The sequence below is a fragment of the Flavobacterium sp. KH_035 genome, from assembly GCF_057839565.1.
The window spans coordinates 3,430,242-3,449,217 of record NZ_CM174492.1 but is presented as its reverse complement, the minus strand read 5'-3'; the positions used below and the strand labels follow the sequence as shown (position 1 = coordinate 3,449,217).

17 protein-coding genes are annotated in these 18,976 nt (G+C 34.3%); 14 read left to right on the top strand and 3 right to left on the bottom strand.

The features are described 5' to 3' along the window. Positions 1-117 precede the first annotated feature (117 nt). Both AC3IS6_RS14175 and AC3IS6_RS14170 read left to right on the top strand, forming a co-directional pair. On the top strand, positions 118-510 hold the full coding sequence (locus AC3IS6_RS14175) for an SRPBCC family protein (protein WP_173966805.1): 393 nt from the start codon (positions 118-120) through the stop codon (positions 508-510). A gap of 332 nt (positions 511-842) precedes the next feature. Then, entirely contained in the window at positions 843-1,496 is a 654-nt protein-coding gene (locus tag AC3IS6_RS14170) for a hypothetical protein (protein ID WP_489160250.1), read from the top strand. A 112-nt stretch (positions 1,497-1,608) separates the two neighbouring features. Here AC3IS6_RS14170 and AC3IS6_RS14165 read toward each other — a convergent pair whose 3' ends face one another. Further along, complete coding sequence (locus AC3IS6_RS14165; RefSeq protein ID WP_489160248.1) at positions 1,609-2,337, bottom strand: biotin--[acetyl-CoA-carboxylase] ligase; 729 nt, start codon at positions 2,335-2,337, stop codon at positions 1,609-1,611. A gap of 93 nt (positions 2,338-2,430) precedes the next feature. On the opposite strand from AC3IS6_RS14165, the gene rsfS reads away from it, so the two are divergent. The 7 genes from rsfS to AC3IS6_RS14130 all read left to right on the top strand — a co-directional run bounded on the left by rsfS (position 2,431) and on the right by AC3IS6_RS14130 (position 8,052). Continuing rightward, positions 2,431-2,802, top strand: coding sequence for a ribosome silencing factor (rsfS, locus tag AC3IS6_RS14160; RefSeq protein WP_017496527.1), 372 nt, complete (start codon positions 2,431-2,433; stop codon positions 2,800-2,802). 15 nt (positions 2,803-2,817) lie between these two features. Then, positions 2,818-4,743, top strand: a complete 1,926-nt coding sequence (gene ftsH / locus AC3IS6_RS14155) for an ATP-dependent zinc metalloprotease FtsH (RefSeq protein WP_489160247.1) — start codon at positions 2,818-2,820, stop codon at positions 4,741-4,743. Between the two features lie 114 nt (positions 4,744-4,857). Continuing rightward, positions 4,858-5,463, top strand: coding sequence for a lactate utilization protein B/C (locus AC3IS6_RS14150; RefSeq protein ID WP_173966648.1), 606 nt, complete (start codon positions 4,858-4,860; stop codon positions 5,461-5,463). A 1-nt stretch (position 5,464) separates the two neighbouring features. After that, positions 5,465-6,352 (top strand): phosphatidate cytidylyltransferase, encoded by an 888-nt coding sequence (locus tag AC3IS6_RS14145; protein ID WP_489160244.1) that lies wholly within the window; start codon positions 5,465-5,467, stop codon positions 6,350-6,352. After that, entirely contained in the window at positions 6,342-6,995 is a 654-nt protein-coding gene (locus tag AC3IS6_RS14140; RefSeq protein WP_173966650.1) for a phosphatidylserine decarboxylase family protein, read from the top strand. The genes AC3IS6_RS14145 and AC3IS6_RS14140 overlap by 11 nt, the downstream gene beginning before the upstream one ends. Then, a complete protein-coding gene (locus AC3IS6_RS14135) occupies positions 6,995-7,264 on the top strand; it encodes an acyl-CoA-binding protein (RefSeq protein ID WP_173966651.1) in 270 nt (89 codons plus the stop codon). Before AC3IS6_RS14140 ends, AC3IS6_RS14135 begins: the two co-directional genes overlap by 1 nt. An 8-nt stretch (positions 7,265-7,272) precedes the next feature. Next, positions 7,273-8,052, top strand: a complete 780-nt coding sequence (locus AC3IS6_RS14130; RefSeq protein ID WP_489160243.1) for a superoxide dismutase — start codon at positions 7,273-7,275, stop codon at positions 8,050-8,052. 66 nt (positions 8,053-8,118) lie between these two features. On the opposite strand, the gene AC3IS6_RS14125 is transcribed toward AC3IS6_RS14130, so the two are convergent. After that, positions 8,119-9,990, bottom strand: a complete 1,872-nt coding sequence (locus AC3IS6_RS14125; RefSeq protein WP_489160241.1) for an alpha-amylase family glycosyl hydrolase — start codon at positions 9,988-9,990, stop codon at positions 8,119-8,121. Positions 9,991-10,354: 364 nt separating this feature from the next. On the opposite strand from AC3IS6_RS14125, the gene AC3IS6_RS14120 reads away from it, so the two are divergent. The 5 genes from AC3IS6_RS14120 (at position 10,355) to AC3IS6_RS14100 (ending at position 18,071) form a co-directional block, all read left to right on the top strand. Next, on the top strand, positions 10,355-12,025 hold the full coding sequence (locus AC3IS6_RS14120) for an OstA-like protein (RefSeq protein ID WP_489160240.1): 1,671 nt from the start codon (positions 10,355-10,357) through the stop codon (positions 12,023-12,025). A gap of 123 nt (positions 12,026-12,148) precedes the next feature. Beyond that, a complete protein-coding gene (locus tag AC3IS6_RS14115; protein WP_489160239.1) occupies positions 12,149-13,345 on the top strand; it encodes an aspartate aminotransferase family protein in 1,197 nt (398 codons plus the stop codon). A gap of 213 nt (positions 13,346-13,558) precedes the next feature. Then, entirely contained in the window at positions 13,559-14,953 is a 1,395-nt protein-coding gene (locus AC3IS6_RS14110; protein ID WP_489160238.1) for a tetratricopeptide repeat protein, read from the top strand. 2 nt (positions 14,954-14,955) lie between these two features. After that, positions 14,956-15,705, top strand: coding sequence for a shikimate dehydrogenase family protein (locus AC3IS6_RS14105; RefSeq protein WP_489160236.1), 750 nt, complete (start codon positions 14,956-14,958; stop codon positions 15,703-15,705). A gap of 374 nt (positions 15,706-16,079) precedes the next feature. Next, positions 16,080-18,071, top strand: a complete 1,992-nt coding sequence (locus AC3IS6_RS14100; RefSeq protein WP_489160234.1) for a DUF349 domain-containing protein — start codon at positions 16,080-16,082, stop codon at positions 18,069-18,071. Positions 18,072-18,658: 587 nt separating this feature from the next. Here AC3IS6_RS14100 and AC3IS6_RS14095 read toward each other — a convergent pair. After that, on the bottom strand, positions 18,659-18,904 hold the full coding sequence (locus tag AC3IS6_RS14095; RefSeq protein ID WP_489160232.1) for a hypothetical protein: 246 nt from the start codon (positions 18,902-18,904) through the stop codon (positions 18,659-18,661). Between the last annotated feature and the right edge of the window lie 72 nt (positions 18,905-18,976).

Here is an 18,976-nt window from a genome sequence, read left to right as displayed (position 1 = left end):
CTCTTTTTTGAATTGAATTTTAAATCCAGCTTTGCGAACTTTGCGTTTATAAAGCAAAAGAAATACAAAAAACCTCGCGCCCTTTGCGGTTAAAATAAAAAACAAAAAAAATAATATATGAACTTAGAAAGTCCAAAAGTTACAGTTCAGAAATCAGCTCAGGATTTATTTGATTTATTGACTGATGTAAAGAATTTTGAAAAATTAATGCCCGATAATATCGCTAAGTTCGAAGTAATCGGTGAAGATGCTTTTATTTTTGGATTAAAAGGCATGCCGGAAATAAAACTTAAAATGAAAGAAAAAACAGCACCAAGCAAAATTGTTTTGGGAGCTGCTAGTGACAAACTTCCGTTTACCCTAACTTCAAATATTGACAGCGTTTCTGACTCAGAAAGTGCAGTTCAATTATTCTTTGAAGGCGAATTTAATGCAATGATGGCCATGATGATCAAAGGACCAATCAGTAAATTCATCGAAACATTGGCAAATAATATGACCAAACTATAATAATTATTAATTGTGAATTATTAGTTGTGAATCATAAACAGAAGCCCGATTTAACGATCGGGCTTTTTTTGCACCATTATTCCTAGTTAGTGGAAATAAAGGTCTTCACAATATAAATCATCAATCTTTATCGAGTTTCTCGCGAAGATTTCTCCTTACGTCGAAATGAAACACGATACTATTAAAACCTCAAAGCCTTTGAACCTTTGCCCCTTTGAGCCTTTGCATCTTAAAAGAACACTTCATCCTCAAAATATAACACTTCAGCACTATAAATTATCACATCTTGAATTATTAATAGAAGTTTGATCCATTAACCAAACAAAAACAAAATGGAAGCAACGATCAAAATTTTAATTTACATTCATGCATTCTTTGGAGGAATCGGTCTAATTACCGGAATAGGAAGTGTTGTAGTCAAAAAGGGAAGCACACTGCACAAAAGAATGGGGAAATTATTCTCAATAGGAATGTTCATTAGTGCACTTATCTCTATCCCGATCTGCTGGATGCCGAAACATCAGAATATTTTTTTATTTCTAATTGGCTTATTCACTATTTATCTGGTAATATCAGGAAACAGAGCTTTAAACTTTAAACACAAAACAAAAGCCGATTTTTACGATAAATTGATCTCAGGAACCATGTTGTTTTTCTCTGTAATAATGATTTCGATCGGGATCTATTGTCAATTGAATTCTGTTCAGAACGGCATTTTATTTACTTTCTTTGGCGGATTTGGACTTTATATGACTGTAAAGGATTTTATCTTCTTTAAAAACTTATCAAAAACAAACAATTGGCTGTCCAAGCACATCGGAAAGATGATTGGAGCACTAATTGCATCAGTAACTGCTTTTATAGTGGCTGGAATTGGACTTGGAAATACAATCACCTGGATGGCGCCTTCTATCCTTGGAACATTCTATATTCTTTACTGGAACAAAAAAATAGCTCCAAAAACAGCTAAAACAGTAAAGGTTTAAAATATTATTTCATGAAGATTCAGAAGATTTTACAATTATTCAAATCAAGAACAAACCTTTAAACCTTTTGGACCTCTAAAAAAACCTTAGCACCTTAGCAACTCAGAACCTCCTAATAAAGCATCTGAATTTCTTTAATATCAAATTCTGAAACAGAGTCATCCTCAAGTAAAATTTGAATTTTACCAACAGGTGAAACACCTTGAATGATTCCCATGAAATTTTGATTTTTTAGATTTTTAAATGGCATTGGAACACCTTTTCGGAACAATGAATTAAAATAAATAGCCCATAAATCTTTAGAATTGACTTCCCATGCACTTATTTTTTCTTTTAATTTTTCAACGATTAACTGAGGCAAAATATCTTTATCAAAACTATGTCCGGAAATGACTGCCAATGAAGAAGCATTTGGCAGTTCGTCAAAATTAGTCTGGTTGACATTTAACCCTAATCCAACAACTGACACAATTCTGCCACCGCTTTTAAGAGTATTTTCGATAAGTATGCCACCAATTTTCTTATTATATGACATAATGTCGTTTGGCCATTTTATACTTAAATCAGGAATATTTAACGATTTTAATACCTCAATTACACTTAAAGAAACAATAACGCTGAGGTTAAAAACGTGTTCATTATTAAAGACAAAATCTTTCACCAAAACACTCATAATTAAGTTTTTACCCACTTCAGACTGCCACTTTGCCCCCATCTGCCCCTTGCCTTTTGTCTGATTTTCAGCCGTTACCACAGTAAAATTATCCGGTTCATCATGGCTTGACAAAGATTTAAGGAAATCATTTGTAGAATCTATGGCATCGAGTTTGATTAGTTTCATTCAAGTAATTTAAATAACTTAATTTAATATTTTGTTAAGGTTCAAAAATAATCACAAAATTTGGTAACTTTACAAATTCATACAAAATAATTCATGGCGAAAAAGACTGTTAATAATGATGTTCTATTGGCGAACATAATCAAAGGGATTGAAGAAGTAAAAGGAAATGATATTGATATTCTTGACTTAAGAGAAATAGACACGGCAGTTTGTGACTATTTTGTCATTTGCAACGGAAGTTCAAATACCCAAGTTAATGCCATTGTAAATTCAATTCAAAAAACTGTATCTAAGGACTTAAAAGATAAACCGTGGCACGTAGAAGGAACCGATAATGCAGAATGGGTCCTAATGGATTATGTGCATATCGTGGTACACGTTTTCCAGAAACACATCCGAGAATACTACAATATCGAAAGCCTTTGGGGTGACGCCAAAATAACTACAATCGAAAACAAATACTAAAGAAAATTTCTTCTAATGGCTAAAGATAATAATCCAAATCCGAGTAAATTTAAAATAAGTCCCTGGTTAATATATACCGCAATACTTCTGGTTTTTTTATTTATAAGTTTTGCAACCGGTGGATCTAACTTAAGCGAACCTGCTCAATTGACTTCTTCTAAATTCAACACTTTATTAGAAAAAGGACAAATTGAAAAAGTAATCGTTTATAATAAAGCTGAAGCTGAAGTATATTTAAACGCTGCGGCTCTTAAAGACGCAGCTAATAAAAAAGTAGCTAAAGATATTTTTGAAAGACCTAACAAAGGTCCTCACTATACTTTAGAAATTGGTAACGACCAAATTTTTCAAACGAAGCTGGAAAAAGCAGTTGGCGAAGGCAAACTGAAAGATTTTAACTTCTTACAGAAAAATAACTGGAGCGACATTTTAATCAGCCTGCTTCCAATCATCATCATTATTGGTGTATGGATTTTCATCATGCGTAAAATGTCAGGTGGTGCCGGTGGCGGTGGCGGACAAATTTTCAACATTGGAAAATCAAAAGCCAAACTATTTGATGAGAAAACCGACATTAAAACTACTTTCAAAGATGTTGCTGGTTTAGAAGGTGCAAAAGAAGAAATACAAGAAATTGTAGAATTCTTAAAAAACCCTGAAAAATACACCAATCTGGGAGGTAAAATTCCAAAAGGAGCTTTATTAGTTGGACCTCCGGGAACTGGTAAAACATTACTTGCAAAAGCAGTTGCAGGTGAAGCTCAGGTTCCTTTCTTCTCTTTATCAGGTTCTGATTTTGTAGAAATGTTCGTAGGAGTTGGTGCTTCACGTGTTCGTGATTTATTCAAACAGGCCAAAGAAAAATCTCCTGCTATTATCTTTATCGATGAAATTGATGCTGTTGGTAGAGCGAGAGGAAAAAGCAATATGTCAGGTGGAAATGACGAAAGAGAAAACACTCTGAACCAATTACTAACCGAAATGGACGGTTTTGGTACAAACTCTAATGTAATTGTTTTAGCTGCAACCAACAGAGCTGATGTTCTTGACAAAGCGTTAATGCGTGCAGGTCGTTTTGACAGACAAATTTTTGTTGACTTACCAGACATTCGTGAAAGAGCTGAAATTTTCGCTGTGCATTTAGCGCCTATCAAAAAAGTAGAAGGTCTTGATCTTGATTTCTTAGCCAAACAAACTCCAGGTTTCTCTGGTGCTGATATTGCAAATGTTTGTAACGAAGCAGCCTTAATTGCTGCCCGAAACAACAAAACTGCAGTAGACAAACAAGATTTCCTTGACGCTGTTGATAGAATCATTGGCGGACTTGAAAAGAAAAACAAAATCATTACACCGGAAGAAAAAAGAGCAATCGCAATTCACGAAGCCGGTCACGCAACTGTAAGCTGGATGTTAGAGCATGCTGCACCACTAATCAAAGTAACTATTGTTCCTCGTGGACAAAGTTTAGGAGCGGCCTGGTATCTTCCGGAAGAAAGACAAATCGTTAGAACAGATCAGATGTTAGACGAAATGTGTGCTACTATGGGAGGAAGAGCTGCTGAAAAAGTAACTTTCGACAGAATTTCGACCGGAGCATTAAGCGATCTGGAAAAAGTTACACGTCAGGCTCGTGCTATGGTAACTATTTACGGATTGAATGATAAAATTGGAAATGTTACGTATTATGACTCAACCGGTCAAAGTGAGTATAACTTTTCAAAACCATACTCTGACGAAACTGCAAAAATCATTGACAAAGAAATCTCAGAATTAATTGAAGGCCAATACCAAAGAGCCATTGAAATTCTTGAAGAAAACAAAGACAAGCTAAATCAATTAGCTGACATATTAATTGAAAAAGAGGTTATTTTTAAAGATGACTTAGAAACTATTTTCGGAAAACGTACTTTTGATAAAAATTTAGAAGAAGTGGTTTCCTAAATAATTCACTAAATATGTAATATTCTTTAAAATCTTAATTCAAAATAGCCTTTTGAATTAAGATTTTTTTATCTTTGAACGTTTTCAATTAACATGTAAAGTATTTCATATAAAATGAATTTTTTCAAAAAAATATTTGGTTCCAGCGACGCTGCTTCTGATGAAGAACATGAAAGTGAATACGGAGGAAATCAAGCTCCGGATAGTCATTTATCTATTGATGAAAGATTCATTTTCAATTTCAAGAAAAATGGCGGTAAGTTCTTGTATTGTGAAAACAAACAAGAAGTTGCAGAACAGTTTGAAAATATCCTGGAAGAAAATGACTGGTTCGAAAACGAAGTTCTGTGTTATGAACCTGCCCTTTTTAGTTTATTAGAAGAAAACAAACTACTTTATATTTCTCCTCGAAACCCAAAATTTTTACTTGCTACTTGTGAGAATCTAATTGCCGATGAAGGCTCAATCCTGTTTTCATCAAAACAAATCAGACAAGACAAGCCAAACGAATTACCTGCAAATATTGTTATAATCGCCACAACAAGTCAGATACTTTCGATCAAAAGTGACGGACTTAGCGCTATCAAACGCAAATACGAAAGAGACTATCCTACTAATATTACCACAATAAAATATTTCGAAAAAGCAAAAGAGGAAGATTTTACGCAATACGGAAGTGTTGCCAAAAATCTATATTTATTGCTCTTAGAAGACCTTTAAGATGAACGAAACACTCAAGAGAACCATTTCTGGTGCTGTTTATATCGCTTTATTATTAACTTCTATTCTGTTTTCTACCGAAAGCTTTATTGTCCTTTTTGGCATTTTCCTAATTATCGCCACTTACGAATTCTGTAATTTAGTTGGAATCAATAAAATATTTTCAATTTTATTCGTTTCTCTTTTTTACAGTACAGTTGCTTTAATCAGTTTTTACAAAGCCGAAACTGAAAACTATATCAGCAAAACATTAAAAGAAAACATACAAATTACAGTTGACACCGAAAAACTTTTTTCTGTACTGCTTATTATCACGCTGATTGTATCTGTAAAATGCATTGTATTTTTGTTTGATGACACTCAAATCATAAGTAAATCATCCAAATACATCTATTTACTGGGATACGTCACACTTCCTTTTCTTTTTATCACAAAAATTTCATTCGGAATTAAAGATTACAATCCAAAAATCATCATCGGATTATTCGTTTTAATTTGGACCAATGACACATTTGCTTACTTAGTTGGTAAATCAATGGGGAAACATAAATTGTTTGAACGCATTTCGCCTAAAAAAACAATTGAAGGATTTCTTGGAGGTGTTGTTTTTGCAGCTTTTGCCGGTTTTTTAATCTCAAAACTATACATACAGCCAAAACCGGATTTCAGCGCTAAATCTATTTTAATCTGGATGATTATAGCTTTAATTGTTAGCGTCTTTGGAACTATTGGAGACTTGATTGAATCTAAATTCAAAAGAGTTGCCGGAGTAAAAGACAGCGGTTCCATCATGCCGGGTCACGGAGGTGTATTAGATCGACTAGATAGTGTTATATTTGTAGCACCAATTATATTTTTATTTTATCAAATTTTATACTATGTTTCATAAAGAAGGAGGCCCATCCATTTTATTAGGCACTGTTTTCGCAGTAGCTGTACTTTTAATTGCTGAAAAATTCATTGATATCAATTGGCTAAGAATATTGGTTCAGCTAGCTGGTGTATTAGTTTTAATCATCATTTTGCAATTTTTCAGAAATCCAAAAAGAATCGCAATCAGAAACAGCGATCACATTCTTGCTCCGGTAGACGGAAAAGTTGTCGTTATTGAAGAAGTTTACGAAGGCGAATACTTCAAAGACAAACGCCTACAAGTATCTATCTTTATGTCGCCGATAAACGTACACGTAACACGTTATGCAATGGACGGAATCATAAAATTCAGCAAATACCACCCTGGAAAATTTTTAGTTGCCTGGCACCCAAAAGCAAGTGAAGAAAACGAAAGAACGACAGTTGTAATCGAAAACGAAACTTTCGGACAAGTATTATACAGACAAATTGCGGGCGCTTTGGCACGTCGAATTGTAAATTATGCTAAAGAAGGAATGCAAGTTGTTCAGGGAACAGATGCAGGATTTATTAAATTTGGTTCAAGAGTAGATTTATTTTTACCTTTAGGTACTCCAATTAATGTAGTATTAAACCAAAAAGCAATTGGTGGAAAAACCATCATCGCTACAAAAGCTTAATGACCGAAAAAGATTTAGATACACGTTTTTCAGAGGCTGTCGAGACTGCTCTAAAAATGACTCAAGCCACGCTGCCACAAGACGTGCAGTTAAGGCTTTATGCCTATTACAAACAGGCTACTTTTGGAACAGCTGTGTACAATCAATCGGATAATTTTGATTTGCGAAATGCTTTCAAAACAAATGCCTGGATGCAAATAAGTCATTTGACAGCTGATGAAGCTAAAGAAAATTATATCGCAATCATTAATTCACTAACATCAAAATAACTAACATTATGAAGAAAAACATTGTTCGTTTCAGCATTTTAGCTTCATTTTTTCTATTATTTTCTTGTAATGATAATAAGCTAACCGAAGTTGTTGAAGTTCCTTTACCAACAAAAGAAGAAAAAATCACCATTGGATCTCCAAATGACGTAAAAGCAGACCCAGGTTCTTTTGAAATGACAAAATTACCTTTTTCTTACGATGCTTTGGCTCCTGCAATAAGAACACTTACTTTAGAAACACATTATTCAAAACACTATTTAACGTATACCAACAATTTTAATAAAGAAATTGTAAATACTGAGTTTGAAAATCTGCCTATTGAAGACATTCTCAAAAAAATGGATCTTAGTAATGCTAAACTGCGTCAAAATGCTGGAGGTTATTACAATCATACTCTTTACTTTAATATTCTTACACCAAAAGAACTAACACCAAAAGATACCTTGGCAGGTTCTATTAATAAAGAATTTGGTTCTTTCAGTAACCTTACTAGTCAATTTAAAGGTCAGGCAACGAAACAGTTCGGATCCGGATGGGTTTGGCTGGTAGTCGATAAAGCCGGAAAACTTCAGGTAACTACAACTGAAAATCAGGACAATCCATTAATGAAAAACGCTCTGATTCCGGGAACTCCAATTTTAGGAATCGATCTGTGGGAACACGCTTATTATTTGGATTACCAAAATAGAAAAGGAAGTTATATTGATGCTTTTTATCAGCATATAAACTGGGAAAAAGTAAACGAATACTACGTCGAGGCTTTGAAAAAAGTCAGAAAAGTATAAATCATAAAAAAGCTGATACCACGAAGTATCAGCTTTTTTATACGCTTAAATGAAAATTCTTATCACTTACTTCAATTCATAAATAAAGGACTCCGAAGGCGCTATTTTAACCCGCACAACTCCTTCTCCATTATTTATTTTTAACTGCACAAAACTCTTTTCATACAGCTGATCTTTAAGTCCAAAAATCCCATCATTTAAATTCCATTTTGCTATAATATCCGAAGGAATTTTCAAATCAAATTCACTTGTTTTATCTGAAGAAAAATTAGCCACTACGATCAGTTTTTGACTTTCTGACCAACGCACATAGGAATAAATCAAATCATCATAATGAATGCTGTTCTGGCGATTTACACTTTGAATTTCCTGAAAACTTCCCATTAAAGCAGAACTCTTAATCGAAAAATTTAACAGTCGTTTGTAAAAATCGCGAAGATTCTTCTCTGAATCCGAAAGCTGCCCTCCGTCAAATTTCCCGTTATTCATCCAGCGTTGATGGTTTGGTACTCCAATATAGTCAAATATTGATGTTCTCGAACGGGTTCCGAAACCAGCATTATCATTCGCTGTCTCTCCTACCTCCTGCCCAAAATAAATCATCGTTGGAGAGGTGCTAATAGTTGCAGAAACCACCATTAAAGGTTTTCCACGTTCCGGAGTTCCTGCAAATTCAAGACTTGCCAAGCGCTGTTCGTCATGATTGTCTAAAAAATGAAGCATATGGTGCTCAATATCCGTCATTCCTTTTTGAATATCCGACAATCCATCAGGTAACGATTTTCCACGAATAACATCTTTCAACTTATCATAAGTCTCTACTTTATCATACAGATAATCCATTTTTCCTAAGCGGATGTAATTACGATACTCATTTGGATTGTACACTTCTGCTAATAAAAAAGCATTTGGGTCTTTCATTTTGATTGCCGAATTCATATAACTCCAAAATTCATACGGAACCATCTCCGCCATATCATAACGAAAACCATCTACTCCTTTTTCGATCCAATACAAAGCAATCGATCTGAACTTCTTCCAAGAGTTCGGAACGTCTTTATCTTGCCAAAAAGCGAAATGCTCCTGATACGATTTTTGATCAAATCCTGCCGGCAGTTCAGGAAAATCCTTTGAACCATCCGGACGAATTCCGTAATTTACTTTCACGGTCTCATACCAGTCATTTTGGTCCGGTTTTACTTTTCGGGAGCCATTTCCAGTCCATTTTGCGGGATTTTCATCAAATACACCATCAACAAGTATATTCTTCTCTCCGTTCAAGGGAATATCTCCATCCGGAATTTCGAAATGATTGTTTGGTATATAGTAGAAATTATTATCTCTCTTATATTCCGCATTAACATCATCATCAGCTCCAAAATCTTTCACTCCCATCGGATTACTTTTTCCTTCGTATTTTCGCGCAATATGATTGGGTACAATATCAATAATCAACTTTAATCCTACCTCATGTGTACGAGCTATCAACGCTTCGAATTCTTGCAATCTGTTTGCCGGATTCGCAGCTAGATCGGGATTTACATTATAATAATCTTTTACCGCATAGGGAGATCCGGCACGACCTTTTACCACTTCAGGATCATCGTCCGAAATCCCATAAGCCTTATAATCCCCAACCAATGCATGATGCGGAACACCCGTATACCAAATATGAGTCACCCCTAAATCTTTAATTTCATGCAATGCCTTGTCTGTAAAATCATTAAACTTTCCAACACCATTCTCTTCAATGGTACCCCAAGGTTTATTCGTTGTGTTTTTATTCCCGAACAAACGTGTAAAAACCTGATACACCACAATCTTTTTATCTTTAGAAACTTCTTCTTTTATTGTGTTCATTTTTAGATCTTTGGTTTTACATGCTGAAAACAACAAGACGGCAGACATTCCTGCAACAAAAATTTTCTTATTTATCATATTTACTTTAATAATCTGATTTGTTTCCTGACTAAGAACTGTACTTCTAATTCCGGAAATCACTTCCTAAATTTAGGCTAATTTTTAAATTCAAAAGAAGACTAAAATCATTTTTGTTAAAGTCTACATTCAAAATTGCAAACTACAACGTAAGAGTACGCTGTTTTGTTGATAAATTAGATTAAAAGCTACAAAGATAAATAGTACAAAATTCATCCATGAAAGAGCTTAAAATACTGGAAACTTTCAAGCTTTACTACTCTTGTGCTGTAGACTATCTAAAAATAAATTGGCGTTGATAAATTAATCTTAATATCAATAAAGGTTGTAACCTTTTTCATAAATTTGACAAAAATTTAATCCATTGAAGAAATTACTCTTTTTCATATCCTATTGTTTGCTTTTTTTAAGCGTACAAGTCATATTTGCTCAAAAACCTAAAACAATAATTGTTGAAAATGCTGATTTTCAAGAAATCAACGAAAACGAAATTCCGGGAGCTTTACTTCTAATTGGGAATGTAAAAGTAAATCATGATGGTGTTGTACTTACGTGTAACCGCGCTTACTTTTTTCAAAAGGAAAATTATCTTAAAGCTTTTGGAAATGTGCAGTTAGTACAAGGAGACACCTTGTTTCTAAACAGTAAATATGCGGAATATAGCGGAAATGTGAAAAAAGCCTTCGCAACCGGAGAGGCCGTAATGAGTTCTCCTGACGCCACTTTAAGCACCGATACGATAAACTTTGACCGAAATATTCAGCAGGTATTCTACAATACAAAAGGTACGATCATCAACAAAGACAATACGCTGGTTAGTAAATCAGGAAGATATTATGTGGCCGAGAAAAAATTCCAATTCTTAACCGCAGTAACCATTACTAATCCAAAATATGTTATAAAATCGAACCATTTAGATTACTATAGCAATTCAGGACACTCCTATTTACTTGGTCCCTCAACTATTACCAGTAAAGCCAATTACATTTATACTGAAAGAGGTTTTTATGATACCAAAAAGAATTTGGCTCATTTTCTGCGGAAATCCTACATCAAATACGATGACCGCCTCATAGAAGGTGATAGTTTATATTACAATCGAAACATCGAATTTGCCTCCGCAACCCGAAATGTAAAAATCACTGATTCTATCAATCGGGGTATTGTAAAAGGCCATTATGCCGAGATTTACAAACTTAAAGATTCAATGTTTGTGACCAAAAGAGCAGTAGCCATAAATCTGGTGGAAAAAGATTCAGTTTACATTCACGGAAAAAAACTGATGGTTACCGGAAAAGAAGGCGAACGTATTTTACGAGCCTACAACAACGTACGTTTTTACAAAATAGACATGAGCGGAAAATGTGATTCTATTCATTCAAACTCCAAAACCGCTTTAACAAAACTCATTGGAAACCCAATTCTTTGGAACGGAGAGAGTCAAATTACGGGAGATATCATGCATCTTATTGGCGATAAAAACACCAAAAAGCTTGATTCCTTAAAAGTCCTCAACAATACCTTTATCGTCTCGCGGGATACTCTTGGAACCGGCTATAATCAGGTCAAGGGACTCAATTTGTTTGGAAAGTTCAAAGAAGGAAAGTTACACGATGTTGACGTGATCAAAAATACCGAAGTCATATACTATATGCGCAATGATTTTAATGAATTGATTGGAATCAACAAGAATGTAAGCAGCAAAATCAATCTGATTATAGAAAACAATGATATTGAAACCATCACATTTTTCAACAAAGTAGACGGTGACGTTTATCCTGAAGCCGATTTACCTGAAAATGCCCGTAAACTAAAAGGCTTGCGCTGGCGAGGCGACGAACGAATAAAGTCAAAAGATGATATTTTTACCGCTGAAGACAATGAAATGAACGATAAATTAATCCAGGAAGGAAAAGACGAAGAGGCTAAAGATAAAAATACTCCGATAAAAGTCAGAAAAGAAACCCTGGATTACGATAAAAAGAAACCCGCGTTGAAGACAACCACAAATTCTAAGAGCAAGACTAAAAAATAGTTTTCAGTTTTTAGCCGCAGTCACAGTTTTCAGTTAGAGAAAAACTGCGACTGAAAACTAGAACCGAGACTAAACTCATAACCTTAGCGCCTTAGTACCTTTGTCTCTTTTAACCTTAAAAAAATGAATCCAGATTTTATAAAATACCAGGCACAAACTTCACCTTACCCTTTAGGAATGGAAGTTTCACACGCCATTGGCTCGTACATTTACGATACTAATGATAAAAAATACTTAGATTTTGTAGCTGGAGTTTCCGCTTGTACACTCGGACATCAGCATCCGAGAGTCAATCAGGCGATTAAAGATCAGCTGGACAAGTATTCACACGTGATGGTTTACGGGGAATATTCCCAAAGCCCGGCTGTACAATATTGTAAACTAATGGCTTCCCTCCTCCCTGAATCTTTAAGCAAAACTTATTTGGTTAACTCAGGAACAGAAGCGATTGAAGGAGCATTAAAACTGGCCAAACGTACAACAGGCCGCAGCCAGCTCATTTCTTGTCATAATGCGTATCATGGTAACACAATGGGGTCTATGAGTGTTATGGGTTTTGAAGAACGCAAGCAGGCTTTTAGACCACTACTTCCCGATGTTGATTTTATCACCTTTAATAATGAGGAAGATTTACAAAAAATAACAACCAGAACTGCTGCAATATTATTAGAAACTATTCAGGGAGGTGCCGGATTTATTGAGCCTCACGACAATTTTCTACAAAAAGTGAGAAAGCGTTGTGACGAAGTTGGCGCCCTGATGATTGTTGATGAAATCCAGCCTGGTTTTGGCCGAACAGGAAAACTATTTGGCTTTCAAAATTACGATGTCGTTCCCGATATTGTGGTGATGGGAAAAGGAATGGGAGGCGGAATGCCTGTAGGAGCTTTTACAGCTTCGGCAGAAAAAATGGATCTTTTGACGGAAAATCCTAAACTGGGACACATTACTACTTTTGGAGGTCACCCTGTCATTGCGTCAGCCTGCCTGGCTACTTTGCAGGAATTAACTGAGACAAACTTAATGCAGGAGGCTTTAGAGAAAGAAAAACTCTTTAGATCGCTTTTGGTACATCCTTTGATAAAGGAAGTTAGAGGAAGGGGATTGATGCTTGCCGCAATGACCGAAACTGCTGAAATAACCAACGAAGTTATTTTAAACTGTCAGGACAAAGGCCTTATATTATTCTGGTTGCTTTTTGAGGGATGCGCCATAAGAATAACACCTCCACTAACCATTTCTGAAGAAGAAATTAAAGATGGCTGTGCCATAATTTTAAATGTTATGGATGAAATCCTGAAAAAGAAACAACAAGTTTAATTAAAACACATCATCATCGGGATCTGTTTCCCATCGATAAATAAAAATAATAACAAAATAATCTTTTTATAAATCAGAAGATTATGACTAAAAACAGAATCGGAATTCTGTCCATATTGTTAATTAAATTGTTCAAAACAATTAATTTCCTTTCCCCACAACAATAATATGGTTGCCTAAATTTATAACAGGCTAATTTCAAATAAACACAGTATGCAATTAAGCAACGAAGAAGAAGATTATAACCTATCCTTATCCAAATTTGAGTCAATGTTAAAAACTAACAAAGTACTCTTTTTTGATTCTGAAGAATTCGAAGAAATTATTCTTCATTATTTAGACATAGGCAAGGCTAATTTAGCAAAGAAAGCCCTGAAACTTGCATTAGACCAACACCCAAAATCTACAGGCTTAAAATTAGTACAAGTAGAAATGCTGGTTTACGACGACAAACTAGAAATCGCCGAAAAACTCTTAAATGAGTTGTATGCAATCGAACCTAACAACGAGGAAATTTATATCCAGAAAGCCAATATCTGTTCTAAAAGAGATCAACACGAAAAAGCGGTAGAATTACTTAAAATTGCCCTGCAATTTACAGATGATTATGCGGACGTGTATAACCTGATCGGAATGGAATATCTTTTTATGGATAACCTCGAGATGGCAAAAGACAGTTTTATCAAATGTCTTGAAGAAGATCTAGAAGATCAATCGGCCCTTTATAACGTGGTGTATTGTTTTGAATTTTTAGATCAAAACCAGGAAGCCATTGTATATCTTAACGATTATATCAATAAAAATCCATATAGCGAAATTGCCTGGCACCAGCTTGGACGTTTGCATTATGGTGTAAAAGAATACGAAAACGCTATTCGTGCTTTTGATTATGCAACCTTAATTGACGATGAGTTTTTGGGTGCTTTCATGGAAAAAGCAAAGGCTTACGAGCGTTTAAAAAAATACAATGAAGCTATTGAAAGCTACAACCGTACCATCGAATTAGACGATGCCACCTCCTATGCTTTATTGCGTATTGGAAAATGCTACGAAAAACTAGGAAATTCGGCAAAAGCTTTACAATATTACAATCAGACGGTACATGAGGATCCGCTTTTAGACAAAGGATGGATTGCAATTACTGACTTTCATGTGCGTCAGAAAAATTTTCAAAAGGCACTGTTTTTTGTCAATAAAGCACTAGCGATCGACAATCAAAATCGCTTGTATTGGAAACGTTATGCAACGATCAACAAACAAATGAACTTTTTTGAAGAAGCTGAATTTGGATACCGAAAAGCAGTAGAATTTGGAGATTATGCACTGGATACCTGGTTATTCTGGGTTGATATTTTGCAGTTTTTAGGCGAATTCGAAAGCGCTATTCAGACTTTATTACAGGCAACAGAGTATTTTCCGGAAGAAAACGAAATCGAATACCGATTGGCAGGATTGTATTTCATGATTCAGGACACCACCAAAGCTAAATTTCATTTAAGCAATGGTTTACGTCTAAACTTTGATAATTACATCTTAATTGAAGATTTATTCCCAGTAGTGTGGTCAAAGAAAACGGTTAAAAATTACATTGAAAAACACAGAAAATAATAATGATTGATATTTTAAGAAGACGTTTCGGATTGTTGGGTCGCAATATTAGTTACTCTTTTTCAAAAGGATATTTTACAGAAAAATTTAGCGATGAGGTTTTTGCTGGTAACAGCTATGAAAATTTCGACATTTCTGAAATTAATTATTTCACAGAGTTAGTGAAAAACAATCCTGATTTAAAAGGTTTAAATGTTACGATCCCGTACAAAGAGCAAGTTATTCCATTCTTAGATAAGTTATCAAAAAAAGCAACCTTAATTGGTGCCGTAAACACTATTAAATTTACCAAAAGTGGAAAATTAAAAGGATACAACACCGATTATTACGGCTTCAAAAAGTCATTGGAACCTTTACTGGAACCGCATCATAAAAAAGCATTAATTCTAGGTACAGGCGGAGCCTCAAAAGGGGTCGCTTTTGCGTTGAATGAATTAGGAATACTCTATACTTTTGTTTCAAGGGAAGCTAAAGAAAATATCATCGATTATAACTTAATCAATGCTACTACCTTTGATAATTTCCAAATTATCATTAACTGTACTCCTGTCGGGACAATCCCTAACACCGAAGCTTGCCCTGATATTCCGTATGAGTTTTTCACAGACAAACATATCGCTTACGATTTAATTTATAATCCGGCAGAAACCGAGTTTTTAAAAAGAGCCAAAGAAAAGGGCGCTACCATCAAAAACGGTTATGATATGCTTATTTTTCAAGCGGAAAAAGCATGGAAAATCTGGAACAAATAAAAAAGATCAAAATAGAACATTACTTCAAAATAGCATAACCCGGCAGATTTCAAAAACCTGTCGGGTTTGTTGGTTTTATAGATAATACTAAAAAACAGATATCCCCTCCCTGTTTCCTAATTCCTAATCAAAATAAAACGAACTAATATGTCTTAATACTATCACTTTCTTTTTCATTTTCTAAAAATTCCAGCAAATTATAATTTAAATTAACTTCAAAAAAACAACAAAAAAACCAGTATCATATCTTTAAATTAATTCAATAAGTAAGAATTTCATCGTAAAATAACGTATAAACAAACGATTTATTTTGTAGTTAGAAACACCTTTACTATCTTTCGCTCTGTTTAAAATAAAAACCTTATACATTTAAAATGTTAGAAGAAAAGAATGATAACCTGCAAGAAGCAGACGGAAAATTAGAAATCGATACTAACGATTCTACTCAAAATAATGCAATTGAAACGGCTGATGTCGATACAGTAACTGAAAATACAATTTCAAACAATGAAATTGAATTAGAAAACACTGTTGAAACTACAGAAACCAATCATCAAACTGCATTAGATGCCATAACAAATTCGAATGCCGAAGAAAGTGAAGATGAGACGCTTAAAGAGCGCCATGAGATTCCTATGCAGGATTATGATACTTTTTCTCTGGACACACTTGTTGATGAATTAAAAAAACTGATTAATACTGACAAAGTAATGTCGGTAAAAGATCATATTGAAGAAATCAAGAAGTCGTTTTTATTACAATACAACCACCTTATAGAAGAGAAAAAAGAAGAATTCAATGCTTCTAAACAAGATCCGAATGAAGAATTCGAATACCACTCTCCTTTAAAATCTAAATTTGACGAGTACTATAATGTTTTCAGAGAGAAAAGAAATGCTCATTTTAAACATTTACAAACCAACCTGAAATCGAATTTAGAAAACAGACTTGCCATCGTTGAAGAACTAAAAGAGCTTATCAACCCGCAGGAAAACATCAAAGACACCCTTAAGCATTTTAATGATTTAAGAGAAAGATGGAAGAATGCCGGTGCAATTCCGAAAGACAAATACAACCACGTCTGGAATAACTACCATTTTCATGTAGAAAACTTTTATGATTACCTGCATTTAGATCGTGAAGCCAGAGATTTGGATTTTAAACACAATCTGGAACAAAAACAAAAAATAATTGCTCGTGTTGAGGAACTAGTTAACGAAACCGACATCAGCAAATCATTCCGTGAATTACAGGACTTACACAGAATCTGGAAAGAAGATATCGGGCCGGTTTCTAAAGAACATCGCGATACGATCTGGAACAGATTTAGCGAACTGACCAAAAAAATTCACGACAAAAGAGAAGTTTTATTTGAAAGCCAAAGAGCAAACGAACAAAATAATCTTGAAGTTAAAAAAGACATCATCTCAAAAATTGAGGTTTTAGGAACTGAGAAAGTAAATTCTCACTCACAGTGGCTAGTACAAATTCAAAAAGTAGAAGCCCTTAGAAATGAGTTTTTCGCTGCCGGAAAAGTACCTTCAGAAGTAAATGAAGAAACCTGGGCCGCTTTTAAAACTGCCGTTAGAAACTTTAATTCTTTTAAAAATTCTTTTTACAAAGACATTAAAAAAGATCAAAACGACAATTTAAACAAAAAGATGGCACTAGTAGCAAAAGCCAAAGAGCTAGAAGAAAGTACTGACTTTACTGCTACTACTCCTATCATGAAACAAATTCAGGAAGAGTGGAAACAAATTGGACACGTTCCTAAAAAGTATTCTGACAAAATCTGGAAAGAATTTAAAGATGCCTGTAACCACTATTTTGATAAATTAAAAGAGCACAAATCAGAAGAAAATGTTGATGAAGTAGCTGCTTTTGACAATAAAAAAGCATATTTAGACATCTTGAGAGCTTACCAGCTAACCGGTGATCACAAAACGGATCTAGATGCGATTAAAGCGCATATCGAAACCTGGAAAGGATATGGAAAAGTTCCTTTTGCAAGACGTCATATTGAAGGGAAATTCAATAAAATTTTAGATGCTCTTTTTGAAAAACTAAGTTTGAGTAAAAAAGAAACTGAAATGATGCGCTTCTCAAACCGAATTGATTCTTTATCTGACAGTAACGATACTCGTAAATTAGACAACGAAAAGATTTTCTTAATGCGTAAAATTGAAGAAGTTCAAAATGAAATTTTCCAATTAGAGAATAACATTCAGTTCTTTGCCAATACAAAAAATGCAAAGAAAGAAAATTCAATTGTTCTCGAAGTCCGCAAAAACATTGCTATTCATAAAGAAAGCCTTGAAGTTTGGAAAGAAAAACTTAAACAATTGCGAAATTTAGGTCAGGAATAATTTAAATATCAGAACTGCAATGAATATTCATTGCAGTTTTTTTTATCCTGTTCACATTTTACCACAAAGCGTGCAGTGGTTTACACAAAGTTCGCAAAGCTAAATAAATACAAAGCTTTGCGAATTTTGTGTTTTTTTTTCTAACTGCAATGCAAAACAGAACCTTACGTTCTTTAAGGTAAAATCATTCCAATTCAAAAAACTAAACTTAACATTACAATTAAACACAAAAGGTGAAATGCAGATTTTCACTACAGCTTTTTTTTGCATTACAAATCCGTCCCAAAGCTTTTAACCTTACCTGTAAAAGCAACTTAACACAAATTACATAAACGAAACCAATATGTAGTCCCCATGGGACACTCCACATTAAGGCTGGCTCTTTTTTACCAGTATTAAGCTCCTAAAGGAGCACTTTTACCTGAAAGCACCATAATCACCAAACACTTTACTTTACTTTACTTTACTTTACTTTACTTTACTTTACTTTACTTTACTTTACTTTACTTTAGCTTACTTTAATTTACTTTACTTTACTTTACTAAAATAGAAGCATAAAAAATCTCGTAGAGATTACATATAGGTAATTACACAACTCCTCCCTTGGCAAATCTGTCCCGTAGGGACTTAACAATTACAACTACAATGTCTAATCTCTGGGCAGCCAAAGTTCGCAAATCTAAATCCCGGTAAAACTTTGTAAATTTTCCGCTTTCCAAACAAACAAACAAACAAACAAACAAACAAATAACTCCAATCTTCACAGACTTTACGGCAAAACTTTCACCCATTTCAGCTAAAACCTGAAACTTAACATTCTCATTAAACTTCATAAAACAATTCTGTAAAATATTGATTATATTTGATAATCGCATTATCTACTGACAATCAACAGGATATAAAAC

Bases quoted from the DNA above. Each gene is read 5' to 3' on its own strand.
- AC3IS6_RS14165 (WP_489160248.1), bottom strand. From the start codon at position 2,337: ATGAAACTAATCAAACTCGATGCCATAGATTCTACAAATGATTTCCTT.
- AC3IS6_RS14130 (WP_489160243.1), top strand. From the start codon at position 7,273: ATGAAGAAAAACATTGTTCGTTTCAGCATTTTAGCTTCATTTTTTCTA.
- AC3IS6_RS14175 (WP_173966805.1), top strand. From the start codon at position 118: ATGAACTTAGAAAGTCCAAAAGTTACAGTTCAGAAATCAGCTCAGGAT.
- AC3IS6_RS14170 (WP_489160250.1), top strand. From the start codon at position 843: ATGGAAGCAACGATCAAAATTTTAATTTACATTCATGCATTCTTTGGA.
- AC3IS6_RS14125 (WP_489160241.1), bottom strand. From the start codon at position 9,990: ATGATAAATAAGAAAATTTTTGTTGCAGGAATGTCTGCCGTCTTGTTG.
- AC3IS6_RS14135 (WP_173966651.1), top strand. From the start codon at position 6,995: ATGACCGAAAAAGATTTAGATACACGTTTTTCAGAGGCTGTCGAGACT.
- AC3IS6_RS14110 (WP_489160238.1), top strand. From the start codon at position 13,559: ATGCAATTAAGCAACGAAGAAGAAGATTATAACCTATCCTTATCCAAA.
- AC3IS6_RS14145 (WP_489160244.1), top strand. From the start codon at position 5,465: ATGAACGAAACACTCAAGAGAACCATTTCTGGTGCTGTTTATATCGCT.
- AC3IS6_RS14115 (WP_489160239.1), top strand. From the start codon at position 12,149: ATGAATCCAGATTTTATAAAATACCAGGCACAAACTTCACCTTACCCT.
- AC3IS6_RS14150 (WP_173966648.1), top strand. From the start codon at position 4,858: ATGAATTTTTTCAAAAAAATATTTGGTTCCAGCGACGCTGCTTCTGAT.
- AC3IS6_RS14100 (WP_489160234.1), top strand. From the start codon at position 16,080: ATGTTAGAAGAAAAGAATGATAACCTGCAAGAAGCAGACGGAAAATTA.
- rsfS (WP_017496527.1), top strand. From the start codon at position 2,431: ATGGCGAAAAAGACTGTTAATAATGATGTTCTATTGGCGAACATAATC.
- AC3IS6_RS14095 (WP_489160232.1), bottom strand. From the start codon at position 18,904: ATGAAGTTTAATGAGAATGTTAAGTTTCAGGTTTTAGCTGAAATGGGT.
- AC3IS6_RS14105 (WP_489160236.1), top strand. From the start codon at position 14,956: ATGATTGATATTTTAAGAAGACGTTTCGGATTGTTGGGTCGCAATATT.
- ftsH (WP_489160247.1), top strand. From the start codon at position 2,818: ATGGCTAAAGATAATAATCCAAATCCGAGTAAATTTAAAATAAGTCCC.
- AC3IS6_RS14140 (WP_173966650.1), top strand. From the start codon at position 6,342: ATGTTTCATAAAGAAGGAGGCCCATCCATTTTATTAGGCACTGTTTTC.